General features: G+C 49.3%; 18 protein-coding genes. 8 read left to right on the top strand and 10 right to left on the bottom strand.

All coding sequences use genetic code 11. The features are described from left to right. Nucleotides 1-121: 121 nt before the first annotated feature. From ST42_RS00945 to ST42_RS00935, 3 genes are all read right to left on the bottom strand, one after another. Nucleotides 122-709 carry a hypothetical protein gene (locus ST42_RS00945; protein WP_044071911.1) on the bottom strand — a complete coding sequence of 196 codons (588 nt, stop codon included), beginning with the start codon at nt 707-709 and terminating at the stop codon, nt 122-124. 447 nt (nt 710-1,156) lie between these two features. After that, nucleotides 1,157-1,687, bottom strand: a complete 531-nt coding sequence (locus tag ST42_RS00940) for a hypothetical protein (RefSeq protein ID WP_044071909.1) — start codon at nt 1,685-1,687, stop codon at nt 1,157-1,159. A gap of 40 nt (nt 1,688-1,727) precedes the next feature. Continuing rightward, nucleotides 1,728-2,621, bottom strand: a complete 894-nt coding sequence (locus ST42_RS00935; protein WP_044071907.1) for a hypothetical protein — start codon at nt 2,619-2,621, stop codon at nt 1,728-1,730. Between the two features lie 352 nt (nt 2,622-2,973). Here ST42_RS00935 and rhaD point away from each other — a divergent pair, with 352 nt between their 5' ends. The 3 genes from rhaD (at nt 2,974) to ST42_RS00920 (ending at nt 5,844) form a co-directional block, all read left to right on the top strand. Then, complete coding sequence (rhaD, locus tag ST42_RS00930; RefSeq protein WP_022315828.1) at nt 2,974-3,783, top strand: rhamnulose-1-phosphate aldolase; 810 nt, start codon at nt 2,974-2,976, stop codon at nt 3,781-3,783. Between the two features lie 224 nt (nt 3,784-4,007). Beyond that, nucleotides 4,008-4,604 (top strand): DUF6621 family protein, encoded by a 597-nt coding sequence (locus ST42_RS00925; RefSeq protein ID WP_042519208.1) that lies wholly within the window; start codon nt 4,008-4,010, stop codon nt 4,602-4,604. Nucleotides 4,605-4,617: 13 nt separating this feature from the next. Beyond that, nucleotides 4,618-5,844: a saccharopine dehydrogenase family protein gene (locus tag ST42_RS00920; protein ID WP_022315830.1), complete on the top strand. Its 1,227-nt coding sequence runs from the start codon at nt 4,618-4,620 to the stop codon at nt 5,842-5,844. Between the two features lie 450 nt (nt 5,845-6,294). Here the strand turns inward: ST42_RS00920 and ST42_RS00915 are convergent, their stop codons facing one another. Then, nucleotides 6,295-6,516, bottom strand: a complete 222-nt coding sequence (locus ST42_RS00915; RefSeq protein ID WP_044071940.1) for a hypothetical protein — start codon at nt 6,514-6,516, stop codon at nt 6,295-6,297. Between the two features lie 73 nt (nt 6,517-6,589). After that, complete coding sequence (locus ST42_RS13350; RefSeq protein ID WP_370756888.1) at nt 6,590-6,760, bottom strand: DUF3791 domain-containing protein; 171 nt, start codon at nt 6,758-6,760, stop codon at nt 6,590-6,592. Between the two features lie 352 nt (nt 6,761-7,112). Between ST42_RS13350 and ST42_RS00910 the strand changes: the two genes are divergently transcribed. The 4 genes from ST42_RS00910 (at nt 7,113) to nhaD (ending at nt 13,199) form a co-directional block, all read left to right on the top strand. Beyond that, nucleotides 7,113-8,072 carry a PCMD domain-containing protein gene (locus ST42_RS00910; protein WP_044066122.1) on the top strand — a complete coding sequence of 320 codons (960 nt, stop codon included), beginning with the start codon at nt 7,113-7,115 and terminating at the stop codon, nt 8,070-8,072. 27 nt (nt 8,073-8,099) lie between these two features. Next, nucleotides 8,100-9,800 carry a phosphoethanolamine transferase gene (locus ST42_RS00905; protein ID WP_044071905.1) on the top strand — a complete coding sequence of 567 codons (1,701 nt, stop codon included), beginning with the start codon at nt 8,100-8,102 and terminating at the stop codon, nt 9,798-9,800. A 243-nt stretch (nt 9,801-10,043) separates the two neighbouring features. Continuing rightward, on the top strand, nt 10,044-11,549 hold the full coding sequence (locus ST42_RS00900) for a glutamine synthetase family protein (protein WP_022316246.1): 1,506 nt from the start codon (nt 10,044-10,046) through the stop codon (nt 11,547-11,549). A 297-nt stretch (nt 11,550-11,846) separates the two neighbouring features. Next, the gene (nhaD, locus tag ST42_RS00895) at nt 11,847-13,199 is read left to right on the top strand and encodes a sodium:proton antiporter NhaD (RefSeq protein ID WP_044071903.1); all 1,353 of its coding nucleotides are present in this window, start codon (nt 11,847-11,849) and stop codon (nt 13,197-13,199) included. 315 nt (nt 13,200-13,514) lie between these two features. Here the strand turns inward: nhaD and cls are convergent, their stop codons facing one another. The 5 genes from cls to ST42_RS00870 form a co-directional block, all read right to left on the bottom strand. Beyond that, a complete protein-coding gene (gene cls, locus ST42_RS00890; protein WP_044071938.1) occupies nt 13,515-14,939 on the bottom strand; it encodes a cardiolipin synthase in 1,425 nt (474 codons plus the stop codon). Between the two features lie 85 nt (nt 14,940-15,024). Then, nucleotides 15,025-16,971: a DNA primase gene (gene dnaG / locus ST42_RS00885; RefSeq protein ID WP_044071902.1), complete on the bottom strand. Its 1,947-nt coding sequence runs from the start codon at nt 16,969-16,971 to the stop codon at nt 15,025-15,027. Beyond that, on the bottom strand, nt 16,964-17,518 hold the full coding sequence (locus ST42_RS00880) for an RsmD family RNA methyltransferase (RefSeq protein ID WP_044071901.1): 555 nt from the start codon (nt 17,516-17,518) through the stop codon (nt 16,964-16,966). Before ST42_RS00880 ends, dnaG begins: the two co-directional genes overlap by 8 nt. 49 nt (nt 17,519-17,567) lie before the next feature. Next, nucleotides 17,568-18,377 (bottom strand): DUF3822 family protein, encoded by an 810-nt coding sequence (locus tag ST42_RS00875; RefSeq protein ID WP_262503191.1) that lies wholly within the window; start codon nt 18,375-18,377, stop codon nt 17,568-17,570. Then, nucleotides 18,358-18,834, bottom strand: a complete 477-nt coding sequence (locus ST42_RS00870) for a hypothetical protein (RefSeq protein WP_044071898.1) — start codon at nt 18,832-18,834, stop codon at nt 18,358-18,360. Before ST42_RS00870 ends, ST42_RS00875 begins: the two co-directional genes overlap by 20 nt. Before the next feature lie 119 nt (nt 18,835-18,953). Here ST42_RS00870 and ST42_RS00865 point away from each other — a divergent pair, with 119 nt between their 5' ends. Then, nucleotides 18,954-20,462 (top strand): ATP-dependent DNA helicase, encoded by a 1,509-nt coding sequence (locus ST42_RS00865; protein ID WP_044071897.1) that lies wholly within the window; start codon nt 18,954-18,956, stop codon nt 20,460-20,462. Nucleotides 20,463-20,521 lie beyond the last annotated feature (59 nt).

Genomic DNA, 20,521 nt, shown 5'->3' with positions numbered 1-20,521 from the left:
TTCATAGCAGCAAAGATACATGTGTAAAATATACGCAAAGCATTATCCATTTAACTTTCTTTTGCGTAACAATTACACAACGACATCTTTATATTAAGGGGAAAGCCCTCTGCATCCCCCGTCACGGATTGAAGCGCACCGACTCAAGCAAGGGTTCCAGATAGTCACCTTTTCCCTTGTCGTATGCCGAGACAAGACACATCTTTCCAGTTGCCTTGTCAAACAATACGGCAAATCTCCAATACACGACAATGCCTTGACCTGTGTATTTCCTCACCCTTATACACTTGGTGACCCTCTTGTCCGACTTCGTTACATCTGCAACGACAGCAGACTCATATCCTTCCATTTCTTCACCACCCAAATCCCTGTAGATGGAATTAATGTGTTCGGGCGAGTCATCACTGTCAAAGCCACTGTTTAACGTAACTTCAGTTTCGGATTCGCCTAAAAGCAAAAACAACCTGCAACCCGCAAACACACTGTCTTTGCAGCTGAATCCTTTCGGCACACAAAACACTATGTTACCATCTGTGCGTTGCCGACGTACATCATTGTTCTGCGTCTTTGACTTCTTTATGGGCGCAGGTCTCATTCTGTCTGCTCTCGACGTGCCTGCCATAATGAACACGGCAAGCACAAGCATAAACGCACCTACAAACACACCCCGTTGCCGGACAATGTTCCAACGCTGAAGTCCATTCTTCATTTCATTTCCTGAACTCACTGCCATAACCAATCACTTTTTTTATAATAACCCCAATTATTTCTCTTTATTATTCCATTCATCACACTTTTTGTGAAGCATGACGGAATTCCACAAACCGCATCATAATGATCTTCTTCTGGCATCGTCGCCAAAGAAAAAAGAGAACACAGAAAGGCCTGTAAAGATCCACCAGAACACATTATATGTCGCAGTGTAAGACTCTGCTTTATACAAAGCATCTGTAAACCAGCTCCGGATAAAGTTTGAAATGAAGAACATACCGTGCCAGATACCAGAATACCAAGTGTAAGTCTTGTCTGGGTCTATATTACATAACAGCCATCCTACGAGGCATGAAACTAATATATATAAGACTATATACCTAATAAATCTACACATAACCAATAAACATTTTATCTGTTTGAGTTATTCAGAATTGTCCGATTCCTAATCATATTCCTCATCGTTCCAACAGAAATATATGATATAGCAATCAATGAGGAACAGAATGACGAGCAGACATACGGACAAGGCATTATACCAGAAACCACGCAGGTCTGGATTATAATTATCTTCGAAGAACAAGACGCTGACCATATTGATGAAACTGAAGAGAAGTACTGTCCCCGACAGTATGGTCATCACTCTGGATCCGCTCACAACCTTTATCAGCGTGGATGTCAACCCTCCCAAGATAACCACGGCAATGACAATTATAAAAAATATTATCAATATTGCAAGTCTGATTTGAAAATCATCTCCACTGAATACTGCCATAAGTTTCCCCACAACAGGAATTGAAGCATAACACAATGCGTCACTGAAACTGAAATCAAAGATACTATTCAACAGCAACGGCACGAGCACCAGCGTTGAAACCAACACCAAGGAAAGCAGCATGTTCAGTCCCCATGCCAGAATAACGCTCAAAAGAAATGAACCGATAAGCCTCGGAGTGTAATGTGTATTTTCTTTCATACCCTATTCAATTTGTCTGTTCTTAATAAATACTCTATCATTATAGTTCACTTATAACGGGTTCTTCTTTCTCCCGTTTCGGAAGCATATAAGAATATTGAGGTGGGAAGTTCTCCCTCACTTTGGTTACAATGTATTTGCAGAAATCTTCAACGTCATCAAATGAGGAGTAGCATTGAAACGAGTCGATCATTTTTTCTTTCCACTCCCAAAAGAATTCCATTTCCTTTTTCATGTTAAAATCCCTCATCGTCTGGATTATCAATCCCACATTTGCCTGATTCAACAAAAAATCAAGGTATAAAACAGGACTGAATTCCTTTCTCCAATCCGGTACTCCCCTTGCTATATCACGTGGCTGTCTATAGGAACGTCCCCAATCCGGACTGTCGTCATAGCCAAGAAATTCAATTATGTTCAGAAACAAGGACTTGAGAATTACATTCTTGTCTATCGGTATTCCATAAAGGAAACATACCCTACAGTATTCGGCTCTTGAAAGTGCGTAATCTGGAAGGTTGAGAGAAGGAGAAACGACCTCATCCTCGCCCCAAGGGGCTGTTTCGGCAAGATATTGATAATAGCCCAATGTCTTGATGAGCAAAAGCTTCTGCGACAGGACATAATCCTTGCTTGTATTATGTATGATGAAGAGGGCCACTTCTTTTGTCTGCACAGACAGCCATCTTTCTTTGAGGAGTGGCATAAGTTCCGGAAACCACCGGTATTGCATTTTCAAAGATGCGAAGTCCATATCAGTCTTGCTCCCGTTCAGAAATGCCCTGAGCACCAGTCTCTTGTCTTTCCGGCGCAAGAAATAGAAGCTGTCTCTCAATATTTTTCTCGATTCAACTATCTTTCCGCTTTTCCTATCCTGGAACTTTTTCAAAAGGTCCAGAATTTCTGAATGTTTGGTCTTCAATATGTATTCCATTTCGGTATGCTTTTATTTAATAGTCTATTATGCCGGCAAATTTACAACATTACAATCACCATACAAATCATTTGGGCATTTGCAACCTTGCAAACGCAGCGAGAATCCATAAACAGAAAATGATTCAGGAATCACGCCACACCCTCTCATCGCAAAAATAAAAGTATAAAAATCAATTCTTACAACCGGCGGGAGAATAAGATGCATTATCTTTGCATAAGATAAGCTGCACCTCAGCATAATATCCAAGCAAGCTTGATATTCTGCATTCGGTTTGCATTATCTTTGCATAAGATAAAAAACTACACCTGAATAAAAACATAATCATAGAACATTACACATACAAAACATCATGAAGAGTATATTGGAAGGACGCCCCGCACTCAGCAGCGAGGTGGAGAAGATTGCCGAAGTGGCTGGATATCTGTGGCAGAACGGATGGGCAGAACGCAACGGCGGAAACATTACTGTGAACGTGACGGAATATGCCGACGAGGAGATGAAGGCAATGCCTGCCATCAGCGACGTGAAACAAATCGGAGTTACGCTGCCGGCTCTCAAGGGATGCTACTTCTACTGCAAGGGAACGGGAAAGAGAATGCGCGACCTGGCAAGACGCCCAATGGAAAACGGAAGCATAATACGCATTCTTGACGACTGCGCAAGCTACGTGATAATCGCCGACAACGAAGTGATGCCTACTAGCGAACTGCCATCGCATCTCACCGTGCATGCACATCTCATAGAGACCGGTTCACCATACAAGGCAACGGTTCACACACATCCTATCGAACTGGTGGCAATGAGCCACAACCGCAAGTTCCTGGCAAAGGACGTGCTCACCAACATCCTCTGGAGCATGATTCCGGAGACGAAGGCATTCTGTCCGCTGGGACTGGGAGTGGTGCCCTACGAACTGCCTGGTTCTAACACCCTCGCCGACGCCACGCTGCGAGAACTCGAAGACTACGACGTGGTGTTGTGGGAGAAGCATGGCGTGTTTGCAAAGGGACTCGACGTGATGGACGCTTTCGACCAGATCGACGTGCTCTCAAAGAGTGCAAAGATATACATCAGTTCCAAATGCATGGGCTTCGAGCCCGAAGGCATGAGCCAGGAACAGATGGCAGAGATGAGCAAGGCATTCAACCTGCCTAAATAAGACTGCAACAAACTGATACGACCAGCCCCATCCTATACATTCTTCCGGGAATGCAAGGATGGGACTTAAACGTATTGCAAACAGCCTTTTATGCCCAAGCTATCAGAGAGCAGACAATCCCCAAAGGCCCAATTGACCGTTTGGGGGATGAAATAAGTAAGAAAATTGCAAATCTTACCTTTGCAAATTTTGTTCTGAAAGCGATTTACGCTAACTTTGCAACCATGAACAATGTTTTTGACAATCCAGCGAAATGGAGCGAGAACGTAATAATCGCCGACGCCGACTTCATCGACAAGGTGGCGTTTGACCTCACCGTGAACTTTGAGCGTATGCTGATGAGAAGAATCCCGAAAGCCGACCTGGCAAGATGGATAGACTGCGTGGCTCTCGACGGAGGAGTGAGAGAGGGGAAGAACGAGGTGCAGGTGGTGTTGATCCACGACAAGAAAACGGAGCGTCTCGACAACTTCACGCCTTCTGGCATAAAGACGGAAATAAACGGAATGGCATTCAACGACCATCTCGGAGAGTTCTCGATGAGCGCATACCCCGTGGAAGAACTGGTGAGCAAAGCCGACTTCATCGCCGAAGCCGCCATGATAGCAAGTTCGCAGAAGGAAGTGAAGCGGGTGATGGTGGTTCCCGACGACGAGGAAGCATACGCCAAAGTGCGCCACGCCCTCAGACGCATCGACGACGAAGGCAAGCGCATCACACTCTTTGCCATGCAGCCCATGGAGGGAGGAAACTTCAGACAGGAGATTCTGGGATATTCGCTCATGAGTGCATTGGGAATTAAAGGAGAAGAAATAAAATAAAAAAAACATAGATATGGGAAAAGTACTTATCATTGGCGCCGGCGGTGTAGCCACCGTGGCTGCCGTAAAGATTGCACAGAACGCTGATGTCTTCACCGACATCATGATTGCAAGTCGCACAAAGTCTAAATGCGACAAAATCAAGGAGTATATCGGAAATCCTGACATCAAGACCGCTCAGGTTGACGCCGACGACGTGGAGCAGCTCAAGGCTCTCATGAACGACTACAAGCCGGAGCTCTGCGTAAACCTCGCCCTGCCATATCAGGACCTCACCATCATGGAGGCTTGTCTGGCTTGCGGAGTGAGCTATCTCGACACTGCCAACTATGAACCGAAAGACGAGGCTCACTTCGAATACAGCTGGCAGTGGGCATACAAAAAGCGTTTCGAGGATGCCGGACTGACGGCAATCCTGGGATGCGGATTCGACCCCGGTGTGACAAGCATATTCACGGCATACGCTGCAAAGCACTATTTCGATGAGATACAGTATCTCGACATCGTGGACTGCAACGCCGGAAACCACCACAAGGCATTCGCCACAAACTTCAACCCTGAAATCAACATCCGTGAGATCACCCAGAAGGGTCTCTACTGGGAGGACGGAAAATGGGTGGAGACTGCTCCGCTCGAAATACACCAGCCGCTCACTTATCCTAACGTGGGACCGAAGGAGAGCTATCTGCTCCACCACGAGGAGATTGAGAGCCTCGTGAAGAACTATCCTACCATCAAGCGCGCACGTTTCTGGATGACATTCGGACAGCAGTATCTGACTTATCTCGACTGCATACAGAACCTTGGCATGTCGCGCATCGACGAGATTGAATACGAGGCTCCGTTGGCCGACAACCCTGACAAGAAGGTGAAGGTGAAGATTGTTCCGCTACAGTTCCTCAAGGCAGTATTGCCTAACCCACAGGACCTGGGCGAGAACTACGACGGAGAGACAAGCATCGGATGCCGCATCCGCGGACTGAAGGACGGCAAGGAGCTGACATACTATGTATACAACAACTGCAGCCACCAGGCTGCATACCAGGAGACCGGAATGCAGGGAGTGAGCTATACCACCGGTGTGCCGGCAATGATCGGTGCGATGATGTTCTTCAAGGGACTGTGGCGCCGTCCGGGTGTATGGAACGTGGAGGAGTTCGACCCAGATCCATTCATGGAGCAGCTGAACAAGCAGGGTCTGCCTTGGCACGAGATTTTCAACGGCGACCTGGAGCTGTAATACACCAAACGGTCTGCCGGACAAGACAGACGATATAAACGAAGAGTGTGTCGTAATGATATATAATAAGGTGGGACTACAAGCCTGCCTGTATCATTGCGACACACTCTTTGTCATTAACCCCAAACGGTCATTAGGGTTTAATTGAAAGTAGACAAGTTGACGGGATACGAGTAAACAAGGAGGACGCCTTATAAAATGCAAAAGACGGCAAGCTGTTGCAGGATATTACATAGACGTCCTGATGACTGCATTTGGAAGAAAAATGGGCACGCTGCTTGCCCAACCGGAGTAAGCTGCTTACTCAACATGGGCACGGTGCTTGCCCCTGATGGGCAGAAAAGATGCCTGACGACTGTCCCAAAAGTTCATGATGTAATATCCATATTCCTCCCGTCTGAATCCCAGTCATCAGACAATTCGTTACAGGATAAAAAATGACAGACAATTCTAATTTACCACACCTGTTTCTATCTTGTTTTCCAAATACGAGAATACATATACAGCCCCTTCATAAAACAAGCCACAAGCAGGATTACACAATCGTTTATAGGTTTCTGAAGAATACAGTTCGTCAAGTGCATTCTTCATATCCCATCCATACCTTCGCATAAGCATCTCAACCAATTCGGTAGAGAGACATTCTATCTGAAATTGAATATCTTCACTCATAATTAAATTTTCTTTAAGTAACTTATTGCTTTTTCTGTACCAAAGAAATATTGAATTGCAGGTTTCAACACCCCTACCGTCCTCCATTCTTTTGGCATAACAACATAATATCCTCCACAGCATCCTCTATAGAAAGTGTATGCTCTGCAGCATAACAACCAATAAGAAAATCTATACCTCTAAACCTACGCAGGTAAGCGTACGACTGTGCCAATGTCAAACTAAAACGATTTGGCAAAAGCACCGACACAGCAGTTCACATATTCTATCATATTGTGTGTCAAATCCATAACTTTCAAACGTTTTAGTTATTATCCAAATAAGTGTCTCACCGCAAATCTACAACAATAGATTCAAACAGCAAAATCTTTTCAGAAAATAATAATCCAAGTTCCAGATTTAGATCTCAGGCAGTCATAGCGTCGACTCTGAATGCCACAAGTATTTTATTCCCCAAAACACAGAATTGCCACCGTGAAAGAGGATAAACCGAGCAAATAAGACATTTTGAACATTTTTACACCATACAAAAAGACCATCATAAGAAAGAAAGGAGTAACTTTGCAACATATTTGTATCATATAAAAATCAACGACATGATAAAAGGTATTAGAATAGCATTGTGCGGACTGCTTCTGGCCGCCACATCGTCTGAGGTCCTAGCACAAAAGTTTGAACTGCTGGAATATGGAAAGATGGACAACTGGGTGGTGAGAAACATCAAGGAGTCTGCCGTCATCGGCGGAAAGAAAAAGACGATATATGCCATCGGCCCCAACATGACCATCAACAACAATAACCCATACAAGAACCTCGGTGGTTCGCCTTGGGGAACATCCAACGTGATGGCAAAGGTGATGGGCATCACGAAGACAAACAACTCGGTATACCGCGATGTGCATCCCGGCCACGGCTACTGCGCCAAGATGATGACTCACATAGAGACCTGCAAGGCTCTCGGAATGATAAACATAAAGGTGCTGGCTGCCGGTTCGATATATCTCGGCGACATGAAGGAACCTATCACCGGAACAAAAGACGGTCCGAAGAACATGAACTGGGGTATCCGCTTCAACAAACGCCCCAAAGCTCTTAGATACGACTACAAGGTTTCTGTGCCGGGAACGAGAAACAGAATAAAGGAAACCGGATTCAGCAGCCCATCCACAGTGCCCGGACAGGACTACTGCATCACGGTGCTTTATCTGCAGAAGAGATACGAAGACAAGAAAGGCAACATCACGGCAAAGCGCGTGGGCACGCTGGTGGTGAAATACGGCAAGTCTACGGGATGGGTGAACGGAGCGACATACAATATCATGTATGGAGATATCAGACACAACCCTCACTACAACGCCGCCACCATGGGACTGCGCTCCTGCGACTACGCTCGCAACAGCAAGGGAAAGAGCGTGATAGTGAGAGAAACGGGATGGGCCGACGCCGACGAGACACCGACACACCTCGTATTGCAGTTCTCCTCAAGCCACGGCGGCGCATACATCGGAACACCGGGCAACACCTTCTGGGTGGACAATGTGGGACTGGTATACTAAACCATACGCACTATCAACAACTACAGAATGAAGACAATAACAAACATATACAAGTGGTGTGCACATCCGCACCACTTGTTTTTTATCACCATAGCAGCTCTCCTGCTGCCAAACATCGCCCTCTGCGTGACGGAGCAGCTCGGTGTGGCGGCTTCTCTCGCCAACGTATTGCTGCCTGCCGGCATATACTGGATGGCGATGACGCTCAGCCGCAAACCGGGGAAGCCCATCTGGGGCCTGTTCCTGTTTATATTCTTTGCGGCATTCCAGATAGTATTGCTATACCTTTTCGGCAAGGGGATAATCGCCGTTGACATGTTTCTGAATCTCGTGACCACCAATCCGGGCGAAGCGATGGAACTGCTCGACAACCTCGTGCCTGGAGTGGCTTTCGTATTCATAGTATATCTGCCAATCCTCATCCTTGGCGTGGTGTCGATAAGAGGAAAGAAGACTACCACGAAGACATTCATCCACAACCAGAGGATAATCGGCGGCGCACTGACTGCCGCCGGACTGCTGTCGCTCTCTGCCGCATATATCACCGATGATGATTACAGGGCGGAACTGGACCTCTACCCTGCCAACGTCATATACAACATCTATCTCGCCGGCGAACGTACATACCAGACCAACCACTATGCCGAAACGTCAAAGGGATTCTCCTTCAAGGCAAAAAAGGAAACGGCATACGACGGCAGGGAGATATACGTGATGGTGGTTGGCGAAACGGCACGTGCCTGCGAATTCTCCATCTACGGATACAACAGGCCTACCACTCCGCTGATGCAGCGGGAACGGGGGCTGGTGGCGTTCAGCAACGTGATGTCGCAGTCGAACACCACCCACAAAAGCGTGCCTATGCTCCTCTCGGCGGCTTCTGCCACCGACTACGACCGCATATACAGAGAGAAGGGAATAATAGAGGCATTCAAAGAGGCCGGCTTCCACACCACCTTCATCTCAAACCAACTCCCGAACCACTCGTTCATCGACTTCTTCGGAGAGGAGGCCGACGACTGGACTTTCATAAAGGAACACAGCAAGGAAGGAGCCAACACTCCCGACGAGGAGATGCTGACTATATTAAATAAGGTATTGGCAAAGAACAGGAAACGGGAACTGATAGTGCTGCACTGCTACGGTTCGCACTTCAACTACCGCGAACGCTATCCTCGGAGCGAAGCCTTCTTCCGTCCCGACGACGCTTCTGAAGCCAAGGCGTCGAACAGGCAGCAACTCGTAAACGCATACGACAACAGCATCCGTCAGACCGACAGACTGCTACACGACATCATTGCGACACTGCGCAAGACAGGGGCTGTAGCTGCCATGCTATACACCTCCGACCACGGCGAGAACATCTTCGACGACGACCGCAAACTGTTCCTTCACGCCTCACCCACTCCATCATACTACGAGCTGCACGTGCCGCTCATAGCATGGGTGTCGGAGAGCTACGACAGGTTATACCCGGGCATTCACGCCACACTCGTCGCCAACCGCCACAAGCCGGTGGCAAGCAGTGCGTCGTTCTTCCACTCCATGCTCGGACTGGCAGGAATCAGCACACCATCCCGTGCCGACTCCCTGAATATAAGTCCCGGCAAACTGCATTCGGCCCCCCGCCGCTATCTCAACGACCATAACAAGGCAATGCCACTCGACAAGACAGGACTGAGCGAGAAGGACCTGAAAATGATCGGGAATGTCGGGAAAAAGCATTAGCCACACACTCCCCTAAGGGCAAGAAATAAAGGCCCCGTCAATAAAAAAACGAACAAGCCCTAATATCCTATTTTAGATAAAAAAAGCCAAAGCCGGAGCCACAAAGAGGGTATAAATGGATAAAAAGCCTAAAGATTTGTCATTTTGTCAAATATTTAGGTTTTTTATTTTGTACGAACAAAGTAAATGCGTATATTTGCCGCCCGAAAAGGCTATTTCTAATATCATTTTAATACTTTTACTATGAACAGCGAAGAACTAATACTCAATGCCAACGAAGTAGTGGAATTTCTACAGAAACCGGCAAGTGAATTCACAAAAGCAGACATCATCAGCTTCATCCGCAACAACGAAATCCGGATGGTCAACTTCATGTATCCAGGAGGCGACGGCAAGCTTAAGACTCTGAATTTCGTAATCAACAGTCTGAGCTACCTCGACACTATCCTCACTTGTGGTGAGCGCGTTGACGGCTCAAGCTTGTTCCCATTCATCAGCGCAAGCAGCAGCGACCTCTATGTAGTGCCTCGCTACCGCACAGCTTTCGTTGACCCATTCGCAGAAGTTCCTACTCTCTGCATGCTCGCTTCCTTCTTCGACAAGGACGGACAGCCACTCGAGAGCGCACCTGAGCACACTCTGGCAAAGGCTGCAAAGGCTTTCCGCGAGGTTACAGGCATGGAGTTCCAGTCTATGGGCGAGTTGGAATACTACGTTATCACTCCAGACGACGGCACATTCCCTGCTGTTGACCAGAAGGGCTACCACGAGTCTGCTCCATACGCTAAGACAACAGATTTCCGCACAAAATGTATGTACTACATTTCAAGAACCGGCGGACAGATCAAATATGGTCACTCTGAGGTAGGCAACTTCAGAATGGACGGCAACGTTTATGAGCAGGGCGAAATCGAGTTCCTGCCTATCGACTGTCAGGAGAGCGCTGACCAGCTCATGATCGCAAAGTGGGTGATCAGAAACGTAGCAGACCGTATGGGTCTCAACGTGACATTCGCTCCTAAGATCACAACCGGAAAGGCTGGTTCTGGTCTCCATATCCACATGAGAATCATGAAGGACGGCAAGAACATGATGATCCACGACGGCAAGCTCAGCGACGAGGCTCGCACAATGATCGCCGGTATGATGGACCTCGCTCCTGCCATCACCGCATTCGGAAACAAGAACCCTACTTCTTACTTCCGTCTCGTTCCTCATCAGGAAGCTCCTACAAACGTATGCTGGGGCGACTGCAACAGATCAGTGCTCGTACGTGTGCCACTGGGATGGACTTCAAAATGCGACATGTGCCACGGTGCTAACCCACTCGATACAGCTGCCGGCTACGACACATCACTGAAGCAGACTGTAGAGATGCGCTCACCAGACGGTTCTGCTGACATCTATCAGCTCATCGCTGGTCTCTGCGTGGCTTGCCGCCACGGATTCGAGATGAAGGACGCTCTCGAAATCGCTGAGAAGACATACGTAAACTACAACATCCACGATGCTGAGAACGCTGAGCGCGTTGCTGCTCTCGCACAGTTGCCAGACAGCTGCGAGGCTTCTGCTGACTGCCTCGAGAAGTTCCGCAAGGTATTCGAGGAGCACGGAGTATTCTCTGCAATGATGATTGACGGTATCCAGAAGCAGCTGAGAGCTTTCGGCGACAAGACTCTGCGTGAGGACATCCAGAACAACGAGGCTGAAATCCTGAAGCTCGTTGAGGGATACTTCCACTGCGGATAATATCCAGAAAAGAAACAATACGAAAGGCTATCTTGGGAAAACGAGTAGCCCTGAGTCTACAACTTATCTCGGACATGCCCTGCAACACAGGGGCATGTCCGAGTTTTTTTGCATTACACACAACAAAACCGACACCGCTGCAAATCATTACTACCCCACCCTACAACACTACGCATATATCACCGTTATGTTTTTTTTAATTAAAAAAATGTTGCGCATACCAATTTAATGCTTAACTTTGCAAAGTCGATATTACAAACGAACAAATCAAACTAATCAAAATTAATAACCAAAAAAATGACAAGCTTATCAATGCTAATCGTTGCGGTATTCATGATCGGCTATTTCTTCATAGCCATCGAGAGCGTGACGAAGGTAAACAAGGCAGCAATCGCATTGCTCATGTTCGTGGGTTGCTGGACAATCTTCATGTGTGACCCATCGCAGTATCTCTCTGCCGCCATCGGCGACAAAATTCCGTCTGTAGTCAACGAAGCCATTGAACACCACCTTGGCAGCACTGCCACCACACTGTTCTTCCTCATGGGAGCAATGACAATAGTGGAACTTGTAGACCAGAACGGCGGTTTCAATTTCGTCAGAGACACACTGAAGACCAAAAGCAAGAAAGCCCTGCTGTGGCGTATCGCCTTCATGACCTTTATCCTCTCGGCAATACTCGACAACCTCACCACGTCCATCGTGATGATCATGATACTCAGAAAACTCGTCAGCGAACATAAAGACCGCATCATATATGCAGCCCTCGTGGTAATCGCAGCCAACTCCGGCGGCGCCTTCTCTCCTATCGGCGACGTGACCACCATCATGCTCTGGAACAAGGGAGTGATAACAGCCCTCGGAGTGATAAAGGAAATCATTGTGCCATCTATTGTATCAATGGTGATACCGGCTTACATACTGAGTTTCTCACTGAAAGGCGAACTGGCATTGCCTCAAGAGCAGGGCGGCGAACTGACATCAAGCGAATTTACCGCCGTTCAGCGCAAGACTGTGTTTTTCCTCGGTGTGGGCGGACTCATCTTCGTGCCTATCTTCAAGTCTATCACCCATCTGCCTCCGTTCGTAGGCATACTGCTCGTTCTCGGACTGCTCTGGACCGTCACAGAGCTATTCTATAGCCATCTGCCCAAGAGTGCCAAGAAGAGCACCATGCAGAAGCGCGTAAGCAATATGCTCTCACGCATCGACATGTCGACGATTCTCTTCTTCCTCGGAATTCTGATGGCTGTGGCTTGTCTTGAAACAATCGGTGTGCTGACACAGCTCGGCAACGGCCTCAACGTGGTGTTCGAAGGCAACCACTATCTCGTGACCGGTATCATCGGAGTGCTCTCGAGCATCGTAGACAACGTGCCTCTCGTAGCTGGCTGCATGGGTATGTATCCTGTAGACCCAAGCATCGGTGGCGACATGTCTGTAGACGGTATCTTCTGGCAGCTGCTTGCCTACTGTGCCGGCGTTGGCGGTTCTATGCTCATCATCGGTTCTGCTGCCGGTGTGGTTGTAATGGGCCTCGAGAAGATAACATTCGGCTGGTACATGAAGAAGGTGTCATGGATTGCCTTCGTAGGCTATCTCGCCGGTATCATAGCATACTGGGTGGAGAAAAGCATCATCGGTCTGTAAACCGTTTCTTCTAAAAGCTCAAAATCCAAGCAAGCCATAATGGGCGATCGGAGATAAAGTTCTAATGAACGATTAGAATTACCAACAAAGGGCTGACACCTCTCTTGAATGAAGTGTCAGCCCTTTTCCATGTTTTCCACCAAGGGTTTCAGCAAGCTGCAAACTTATATACATAAAAGGCAAAATGGGCAACGCCAGCACCCAAATGGGGCAGCACCAGTACCCGATTTTCCATCCATAACTATCCTTTTCCGTTTTTTTGTGGTTTCACCCTTGGCAAAACAATTACAGTCCATAGAGGCTGACAGCTCCCGCTTACAACAATGGCGAGAGAAGACGCACTACAGATTCCCACAGACGCTGGGCGAACGGACGCTTCCTGCTTATCATACGCTCGGTGACGAAGTTGCACTCCTTGATGTCGTCCATGAAAATCTGTTTGAAACGCAAAGTGGTTTCACGGTCGTAGATAAAGGCGTTCGCCTCGAAATTGTTCTCAAAACTGCGGAAGTCCACGTTGGTAGAACCGCAGGTACACACTATATCATCGCAAACGAGAAGCTTGGAATGAAGAAATCCCGGACGGTAGAGGTATACCTTTACGCCAGCCTGAATGGTCTCGAAGACATACGACCGGCTCGCCCACTCCACGAACTTTGCGTCGCCATGGCGGGGAATCATTATCCTCACGTCTACTCCAGCCAGAGCGGCGATACGCATTGCCGACATCACCGTCTCGGTGGGGAGGAAATATGGAGTCTCTATATACACATAGCGGCGCGCCTCAAGCAGTATGCGCACATAGCCCTGCATTATGTCTGGCCACTTCTCCACCGGACTGCTCGTCACTATCTGTATCACAATGTCGTTCTTCACGTTTCCCAACAGTTCGGGATAATAGCGACGGTCGGTGATGAGAGTGCCAGAAACGAAATACCAGTCGATGAGAAACGCCCTCTGTATGGCATACACCGCTCCTCCTACAATCTTGAGATGGGTATCACGCCAGCTATGGCCGTCAGTGCCCGTGACATAACGTTTGGCAACGTTCATGCCGCCGATGAATCCCACTCTGCCGTCGATGACGCAGAGCTTGCGGTGGTTGCGGTAGTTCACCTTGCTTGTGAAAGCAGGGAAGCGCACGGGCATGAATGGCATCACCTTGATACCGGCATCACGCATACGCTTGAAGAAGGAGTCGTGAACGTTCCAGCATCCCACATCGTCGTAGATTACTCTCACTTCCACTCCTTCCCGCGCCTTGTCTATGAGCATGTCGGCGAGTAGTTGTCCGAGCGAGTCATGGTCGAAGATATATGTGTCGAGGTGTATGCTGCTCTTTGCCGCTCCTATCTCACGGAACAAGGAGCTGAAGAAGTCGTATCCCGTGGTGTAGATGTCCACGGCATTGTCTTTGAAAGGCATCGCCCAGTTCTGCGAGGCGAAGAGTTTCACCAGCGTCTCGCTACCATCCGGCACCTTGAGGTCAGTCTGCACGGCAAATTCCAGCATCGATCGTTTGGTGAGCAGGTCGAGACTGAGTTGGCTTATGAGTTTCTCCTTTCTCGTGTCCTGCCCGAAGAAGAAATAGAGCACAATGCCCACCACTGGCATGAAGGCAAGCACCATTACCCATGCCATGGTCTTCACGGGCAGTCTGTTGTCCATGAGCACATTGATGATTGTCGCAACGACGACAATGACGTAGACACTTATAAAAATCCAATACAGATACTCCATAAGCATTGATGTATACCGCCGGCATGAGCATCTCTTTCTTTATCAGATGCATCATGCGGCGCATTGAGCACAATGACGTGCCACCTTATATTATTATCTCGCTGCCAATTTCCTTGGCTATGGCATTGCGGAGCTTCTGGGTCTCCTGATACTCCTTTATGAGCGAGATGAGTTTTTCCTGGTTTCCAGTGTTGAGCGATATCTCCTTCTTGAGATGCGCAAGTTTCTCTGACACCACGTCCATTCTGAAATCGAGCACGAGATGGACTATCTGGTCTCTCAGCACATCATCGCCGGTGCGCAGCTTGGCTCCTTTGCGCAGCTGGAACCTGTCGAACGACATCTCTGTGGCGAGTTTGCTAATCTCCATATCGGGATGCTTCATCAGATAGTCTTCTGCCTTGAAGCCGGGATCAGCACTATGGTCCACCACTTCCTGCAACACCTTGTTATATAGCGGCACAGAGAATGAGAGGTTGTCGGTGCCGAGGTCGTAGCTGACATACTGCGCCACGTTGAGCGCCATGGTCTGTCCGTCGGCAGTCTCCACATTGTCGTAGATTATCTGCTCTCCGTGTCTCACCACAGCCTGCATGAGCATATACTCCACCTTCTTGGCCTGCTGCATTGGCGGTTCCGGTCCCACCTGAGTCTGCTGCGCCGGCTGGTCTGCTGCGGGAGTGCTTTGCTGCTCTCGCTGCTGCGCCTTCAGTTCCGCCTCCTTGCCGCTGCGGATAAACTTGTTCATCGTGGTGATGAGCGTAGCTTCGTTTATGCCGATGCGGTGGGCTGCGTCCTGCAGATATGTGGCTCTCACTATCTGGTCTTGTATCACCGATATGCTCTTCACTATACTGCTTATCGCCTCTGAGCGCTTCATCGGGTCGGTGACGCCCTTCAAGAGATAGGCTATCTTGAATTCTATCACGTCCTGCTGATGGTCGGCCACATATTTGCGGAAATCTTCCGCCTTATGCTTGCGTGCGAAACTGTCGGGGTCGTCGCCTCCCGGCAGCAGCAGCACCTTCACTTTCATCGCTTCAGCGAGGAGCATGTCGATGCCTCGCATTGCGGCATGGATTCCTGCGGCGTCACCGTCGTAGAGCAACACGATATTGTCGGTGAAGCGGTGAAGGAGCCGTATCTGATACACGCTGAGTGCCGTACCGGAGTTTGCCACCACATTCTCTATACCACACTGGTGCATGGAAATCACGTCAGTGTATCCCTCCACCATATACACGCAGTTCTCTTTGGCTATCGCCTTCTTTGCCTGGAAGATGCCATACAGTTCGCGTTCCTTGTGGTATATCTCCGAGTCGGAGGAGTTGATGTATTTCTGCTGCACTCCCTTTGTGCGGGAATCGAGAAGTCGTCCGCCGAAGGCCCTCACGTTGCCGTTGACTCCAATCCACGGAAACATCACCCTGCCCGAATATTTGTCTACGAGTTCTCCGTTGTCACGCTTGAAGCATAGTCCGGTGGCTATGAGATATTTCTCGTTGAATCCCTTGCGCAGGGCTTCCTGCGCGAGGGCATTACGCGACGGAAGGGCGAAACCGAGATGGAATTTCTCTATTATGTCGTCGCGGAAACCGCGGCTGCGGAAATACTGCATACCTACCGCTCTGCCATCTACATCGTTGAGGAGGATGTTGTTGAAATATTCCATCGCCCATTTGTTGACGATGAACATACTCTCACGGTCGTTCTGCTCCCGCTTCTCCTCTTCGCTCATCTCGCGCTCACGCACTTCGATGTTGTATTTGTTGGCGAGCCATTTCAGTGCCTCCACATACGTCATCTGCTCATGTTCCATGAGGAAACTGACGGGATTTGCCGACTTTCCGCATGAGAAGCAGTGGCAGATTCCGCGTGCCGGCGAGACATAGAACGACGGTGTCTTCTCGTCGTGGAACGGGCATAATCCTTTGTAGTTGGCGCCCACTTTCTTGAGCGTCACAAACTCAGAGACGACATCCACGATGTTTGCCGCATCCTTGATTCTTTCTATCGTAGCGTGGTCAATCATCTGCCTCCTTGTCTGCCTCCCTGAATATAGAGAAATTCACACTTCCGTATTCTCTATGCTCCACGAAATTCGGATGCTGGCTGAAGTCGTTCTTCTTTCCATGTTCAAACACGAACACGCCTCCCGGCTTGAGCATTCCTGCCTTGAACACGAGCTCTGGCAGTGTTGGCAATTCCGGCAGGGCGTATGGTGGGTCGGCGAAGATGAAGTCGAACTGCTGCTTGCATCCCTTGATGAAGCGGAACACATCGCCACGTATCGTCACGCAGTTGCCGGCTCCGAGCTTTGCCACACATTGTTTGATGAAGGTATGGTGGTCGCGGTCGGCTTCCACGCTGATTACCTGCTGACAACCTCTCGACACGAGTTCGAGCGATATGCTTCCCGTGCCGGAGAAGAGGTCGAGAGCTGTGGTGCCTTCGAAATCTATATATCCGTTGAGAACGTTGAAAATGTTCTCCTTTGCGAAATCTGTCGTGGGACGGGCTTTGAAGGTGCGGGGCACATCAAATCTCCTTCCCTTGTATAATCCTGTTATTATGCGCATTATATTATTGTTATTGATGAGTGGACTTGCCGCCAAGTCCTGCCCATGTTCATTTCAGCAGTGCCGTCACCATATCGAAAGGCACACCTTCCTGCAAGGTCAGCGGATGGCGGTTGAAATCCGACGACGCCTTGATTTTGTATATGTTGGCTACAAAGCGATGGAGTTCTTCTATCAGAGCGTCGCGCTCCTTGAATTCGCCACACAAATAGATGTCGTCCTTCTTCTCGTTCATCGCCAGCTGATTCCATACCGAAAGGATGAAATATGCGGCATCGTTGGCATGCGCCACTTCGAACGTGTTGGAGAAGCGGAACCTGTTTTTGCGGAAGCTGCAAAGCTCCATCTTCCCGTCGTGGAAATAGCAATACAGTTTCTCGTTGTTGCCAGCCATGCTTCGTCGCTGCAGATATTGCCATGTTGCCCCACATACCGGATGCACCTTTATGTCGGAGAAATTGTCGGTGAGCACGAGTCTCAGGTCCTTGTTCAGCGAATACAGTGCCACGGCGTTCACCTGCGGCAGTATGGTGGCGAGCACGGCATTATTCTCCTGTCCCATCACGGTGTAGTTATAGAGCAGCTCCTTGCTGTGCTCGTCGTATTCGTCGATAGGCACCATCACCACCGGCGAGTCGAGAAGCACCTGCACTTTCCTCCATTTCGCCAGTCGGAGCGTATCGTCGCGCAACGCCTCTCTGAGGTTTGCCGCCATGGAGATTCCACCATTTATGGCGTATGGCACGAACGAGAATCCTGCACCATTGCCATTTCTGTATGCGAAGGCGAGTGATCCATGTCCCACTCTTATCATTAGTCGATGTTCCTGCTGTGATATGTTATTCCCAGTTTCCTGCATTGTCATTAGGTGTTGTGATGTCTCCAAATTTCATTCCCGGATATTCTCCCCTTCCGTTTGCCCCTTCGGTGAGCTCGCGGATGCTGTTCTCGTCGAGTCCTTGCAGATAGGCATCGTATGGCGCACCGCATTCCATCACTGGCACTGCGGCTCCCGACTTGCCTGTATGCACCGAGGCTGAGAGCTCAAACTCCTGTCCTCTTGAATACGGCACGTAGCGCAGCGAATCGGCAAGCAGTCCGCTCCCGATGAGCTGTCTGAAAGACCCGGCGTATATTCCGAAGCGCTGTCTGTAGACTTTTTCCGCCTTGCGGATTTCCGTCAGCCGTTGTATGACTTCCGCCTCTCGCTGCTTACGCTGGTCGGCGAAGTGCATAGGACGCCTAACGCTCGCCCAACAGAGAGCGAGGAGCACCACCACGATGGCGGCAAGTATATGGTTGAGTTTTATTTTCATTCTTCTTGCCTTGCTATAAAGAAATCTTTAGCGTAACTTTGCACTCGTCGATAGAATATCGTAATATGCAAAATTACGGTAAATAATTTGTAATATCAAGAGTTTAGCTAAAAATAACCATGATTGAGGATGAATTAAGCAGGGCCATCACAGAAACCTTCGGCTTATGCCCCACTGACGAACAGCAGGAAGCGATACGTACGTTCTGCAGGTTCATGACTTGTCGCGACGACCGTCCGGCGATGGTGATGTGTGGTTCGGCAGGTACCGGAAAGACGTCGCTCTCGGCGGCTATGGTCAAGACTTTGGCTCGCTTGCACCAGAGGGTGGTGCTGCTTGCTCCCACGGGAAGGGCTGCCAAAGTGCTATCCATGAATGCGGGAATGCCGGCATTCACCATCCACCGCAGGATATACCGGCAGAAGACTTTCACCGGCGACATGACGGGATTCAGCCTCAACATAAACAAGCAGCGTGACACGCTGTTTGTCGTTGACGAGGCTTCTATGGTGTCTAACGACGGATTCGCTTCCGGTGGCGGTGCGCCGGGATTCGGCAGCGGCTGTCTGCTCGACGACCTCATGGAGTTCGTGTTCTCCGGCGACAACTGCCGGCTGATGCTTGTCGGCGACAGGGCACAGCTGCCTCCTGTCGGCGAAGAGGAGTCGCCGGCTCTCATGGCTGACAGTCTCGCCGCCAACTATTTCCTGACGATGCACAGTGTGGAACTGAACGAGGTGTTGCGACAGGCTCACGACTCCGGCATCTTATACAACGCCAACGTGATACGCCAGATGATAACCCACGACGAAGCTACACAGTTGCCCAAAATAAGGTTCAAGGCTTTTGCCGACATCCAGATGGTGCCTGGCGACGAACTGATAGAACAGCTTGCCGGCAGCTACTCTGAGGTGGGACTCGACGAGACAATGGTGGTGACTCGCAGCAACAAGAGGGCTAACGTATACAACAACGGCATCCGGGGCATGGTGCTCGGCAGGGAGGACGAACTGACACCTGGCGACATGCTGATGATTGTGAGAAACAACTATTTCTGGGTGGAACAGGAGGAGAAAAAGGCTCGTGAGGCTGCCAAATCATCGGAACCAGCTCCCACGCCGCCTACTGCCGACATGGAGAAGACGCCTTTCTCATTCATCGCCAACGGCGACAGGGCGAAGGTGCGCCGCGTACGCAACATCAGAGAATTGTATGGTTTCCGCTTCGCCGACCTCGCCCTTGAATTCCCCGACTACGACAACTACGAGCTGCAGGCCACCGTCATCATTGACTCGCTGCAGTCTGAATCGCCATCGCTGACCCGCGAACAGAGCGAACAGCTCTTCAATGGCGTCCTTGCAGACTATGCCGACCTTAGACTGAAGAGCGAACGCATGGGACACGTGAGGTCTGACAAATACTACAACGCATTGCAGGTGAAATTCGCCTATGCCGTGACCTGCCACAAGGCTCAGGGCGGACAATGGGCACACGTGTATGTGGACCAAGGATACATGACCGACGACATGCTCACGCCCGACTATATCCACTGGCTATACACAGCCTTCACACGAGCAACGGAAAAACTGTATCTCGTGAACTGGCCTAAGACGCAGACAGAAGAGTGAACATGGCAACAGCTTTTGCAAAATGTTGATACCCCCAATACAAAGGGGATATGCAAGAC

This window comes from Prevotella pectinovora (assembly GCF_000834015.1).
GTDB lineage: Bacteria > Bacteroidota > Bacteroidia > Bacteroidales > Bacteroidaceae > Prevotella > Prevotella pectinovora.
This window is presented reverse-complemented; position numbering and strand designations above follow the sequence as displayed.

Coding starts and splice junctions, on each gene's coding strand:
- dnaG (WP_044071902.1), bottom strand. CDS start 16,971: ATGATTGACCACGCTACGATAGAAAGAATCAAGGATGCGGCAAACATC.
- ST42_RS00910 (WP_044066122.1), top strand. CDS start 7,113: ATGATAAAAGGTATTAGAATAGCATTGTGCGGACTGCTTCTGGCCGCC.
- rhaD (WP_022315828.1), top strand. CDS start 2,974: ATGAAGAGTATATTGGAAGGACGCCCCGCACTCAGCAGCGAGGTGGAG.
- ST42_RS00915 (WP_044071940.1), bottom strand. CDS start 6,516: ATGAGTGAAGATATTCAATTTCAGATAGAATGTCTCTCTACCGAATTG.
- ST42_RS00875 (WP_262503191.1), bottom strand. CDS start 18,377: ATGCAGGAAACTGGGAATAACATATCACAGCAGGAACATCGACTAATG.
- ST42_RS00940 (WP_044071909.1), bottom strand. CDS start 1,687: ATGAAAGAAAATACACATTACACTCCGAGGCTTATCGGTTCATTTCTT.
- ST42_RS00925 (WP_042519208.1), top strand. CDS start 4,008: ATGAACAATGTTTTTGACAATCCAGCGAAATGGAGCGAGAACGTAATA.
- cls (WP_044071938.1), bottom strand. CDS start 14,939: ATGGAGTATCTGTATTGGATTTTTATAAGTGTCTACGTCATTGTCGTC.
- nhaD (WP_044071903.1), top strand. CDS start 11,847: ATGACAAGCTTATCAATGCTAATCGTTGCGGTATTCATGATCGGCTAT.
- ST42_RS00865 (WP_044071897.1), top strand. CDS start 18,954: ATGATTGAGGATGAATTAAGCAGGGCCATCACAGAAACCTTCGGCTTA.
- ST42_RS00935 (WP_044071907.1), bottom strand. CDS start 2,621: ATGGAATACATATTGAAGACCAAACATTCAGAAATTCTGGACCTTTTG.
- ST42_RS00905 (WP_044071905.1), top strand. CDS start 8,100: ATGAAGACAATAACAAACATATACAAGTGGTGTGCACATCCGCACCAC.
- ST42_RS00920 (WP_022315830.1), top strand. CDS start 4,618: ATGGGAAAAGTACTTATCATTGGCGCCGGCGGTGTAGCCACCGTGGCT.
- ST42_RS00880 (WP_044071901.1), bottom strand. CDS start 17,518: ATGCGCATAATAACAGGATTATACAAGGGAAGGAGATTTGATGTGCCC.
- ST42_RS00945 (WP_044071911.1), bottom strand. CDS start 709: ATGAAGAATGGACTTCAGCGTTGGAACATTGTCCGGCAACGGGGTGTG.
- ST42_RS00900 (WP_022316246.1), top strand. CDS start 10,044: ATGAACAGCGAAGAACTAATACTCAATGCCAACGAAGTAGTGGAATTT.
- ST42_RS00870 (WP_044071898.1), bottom strand. CDS start 18,834: ATGAAAATAAAACTCAACCATATACTTGCCGCCATCGTGGTGGTGCTC.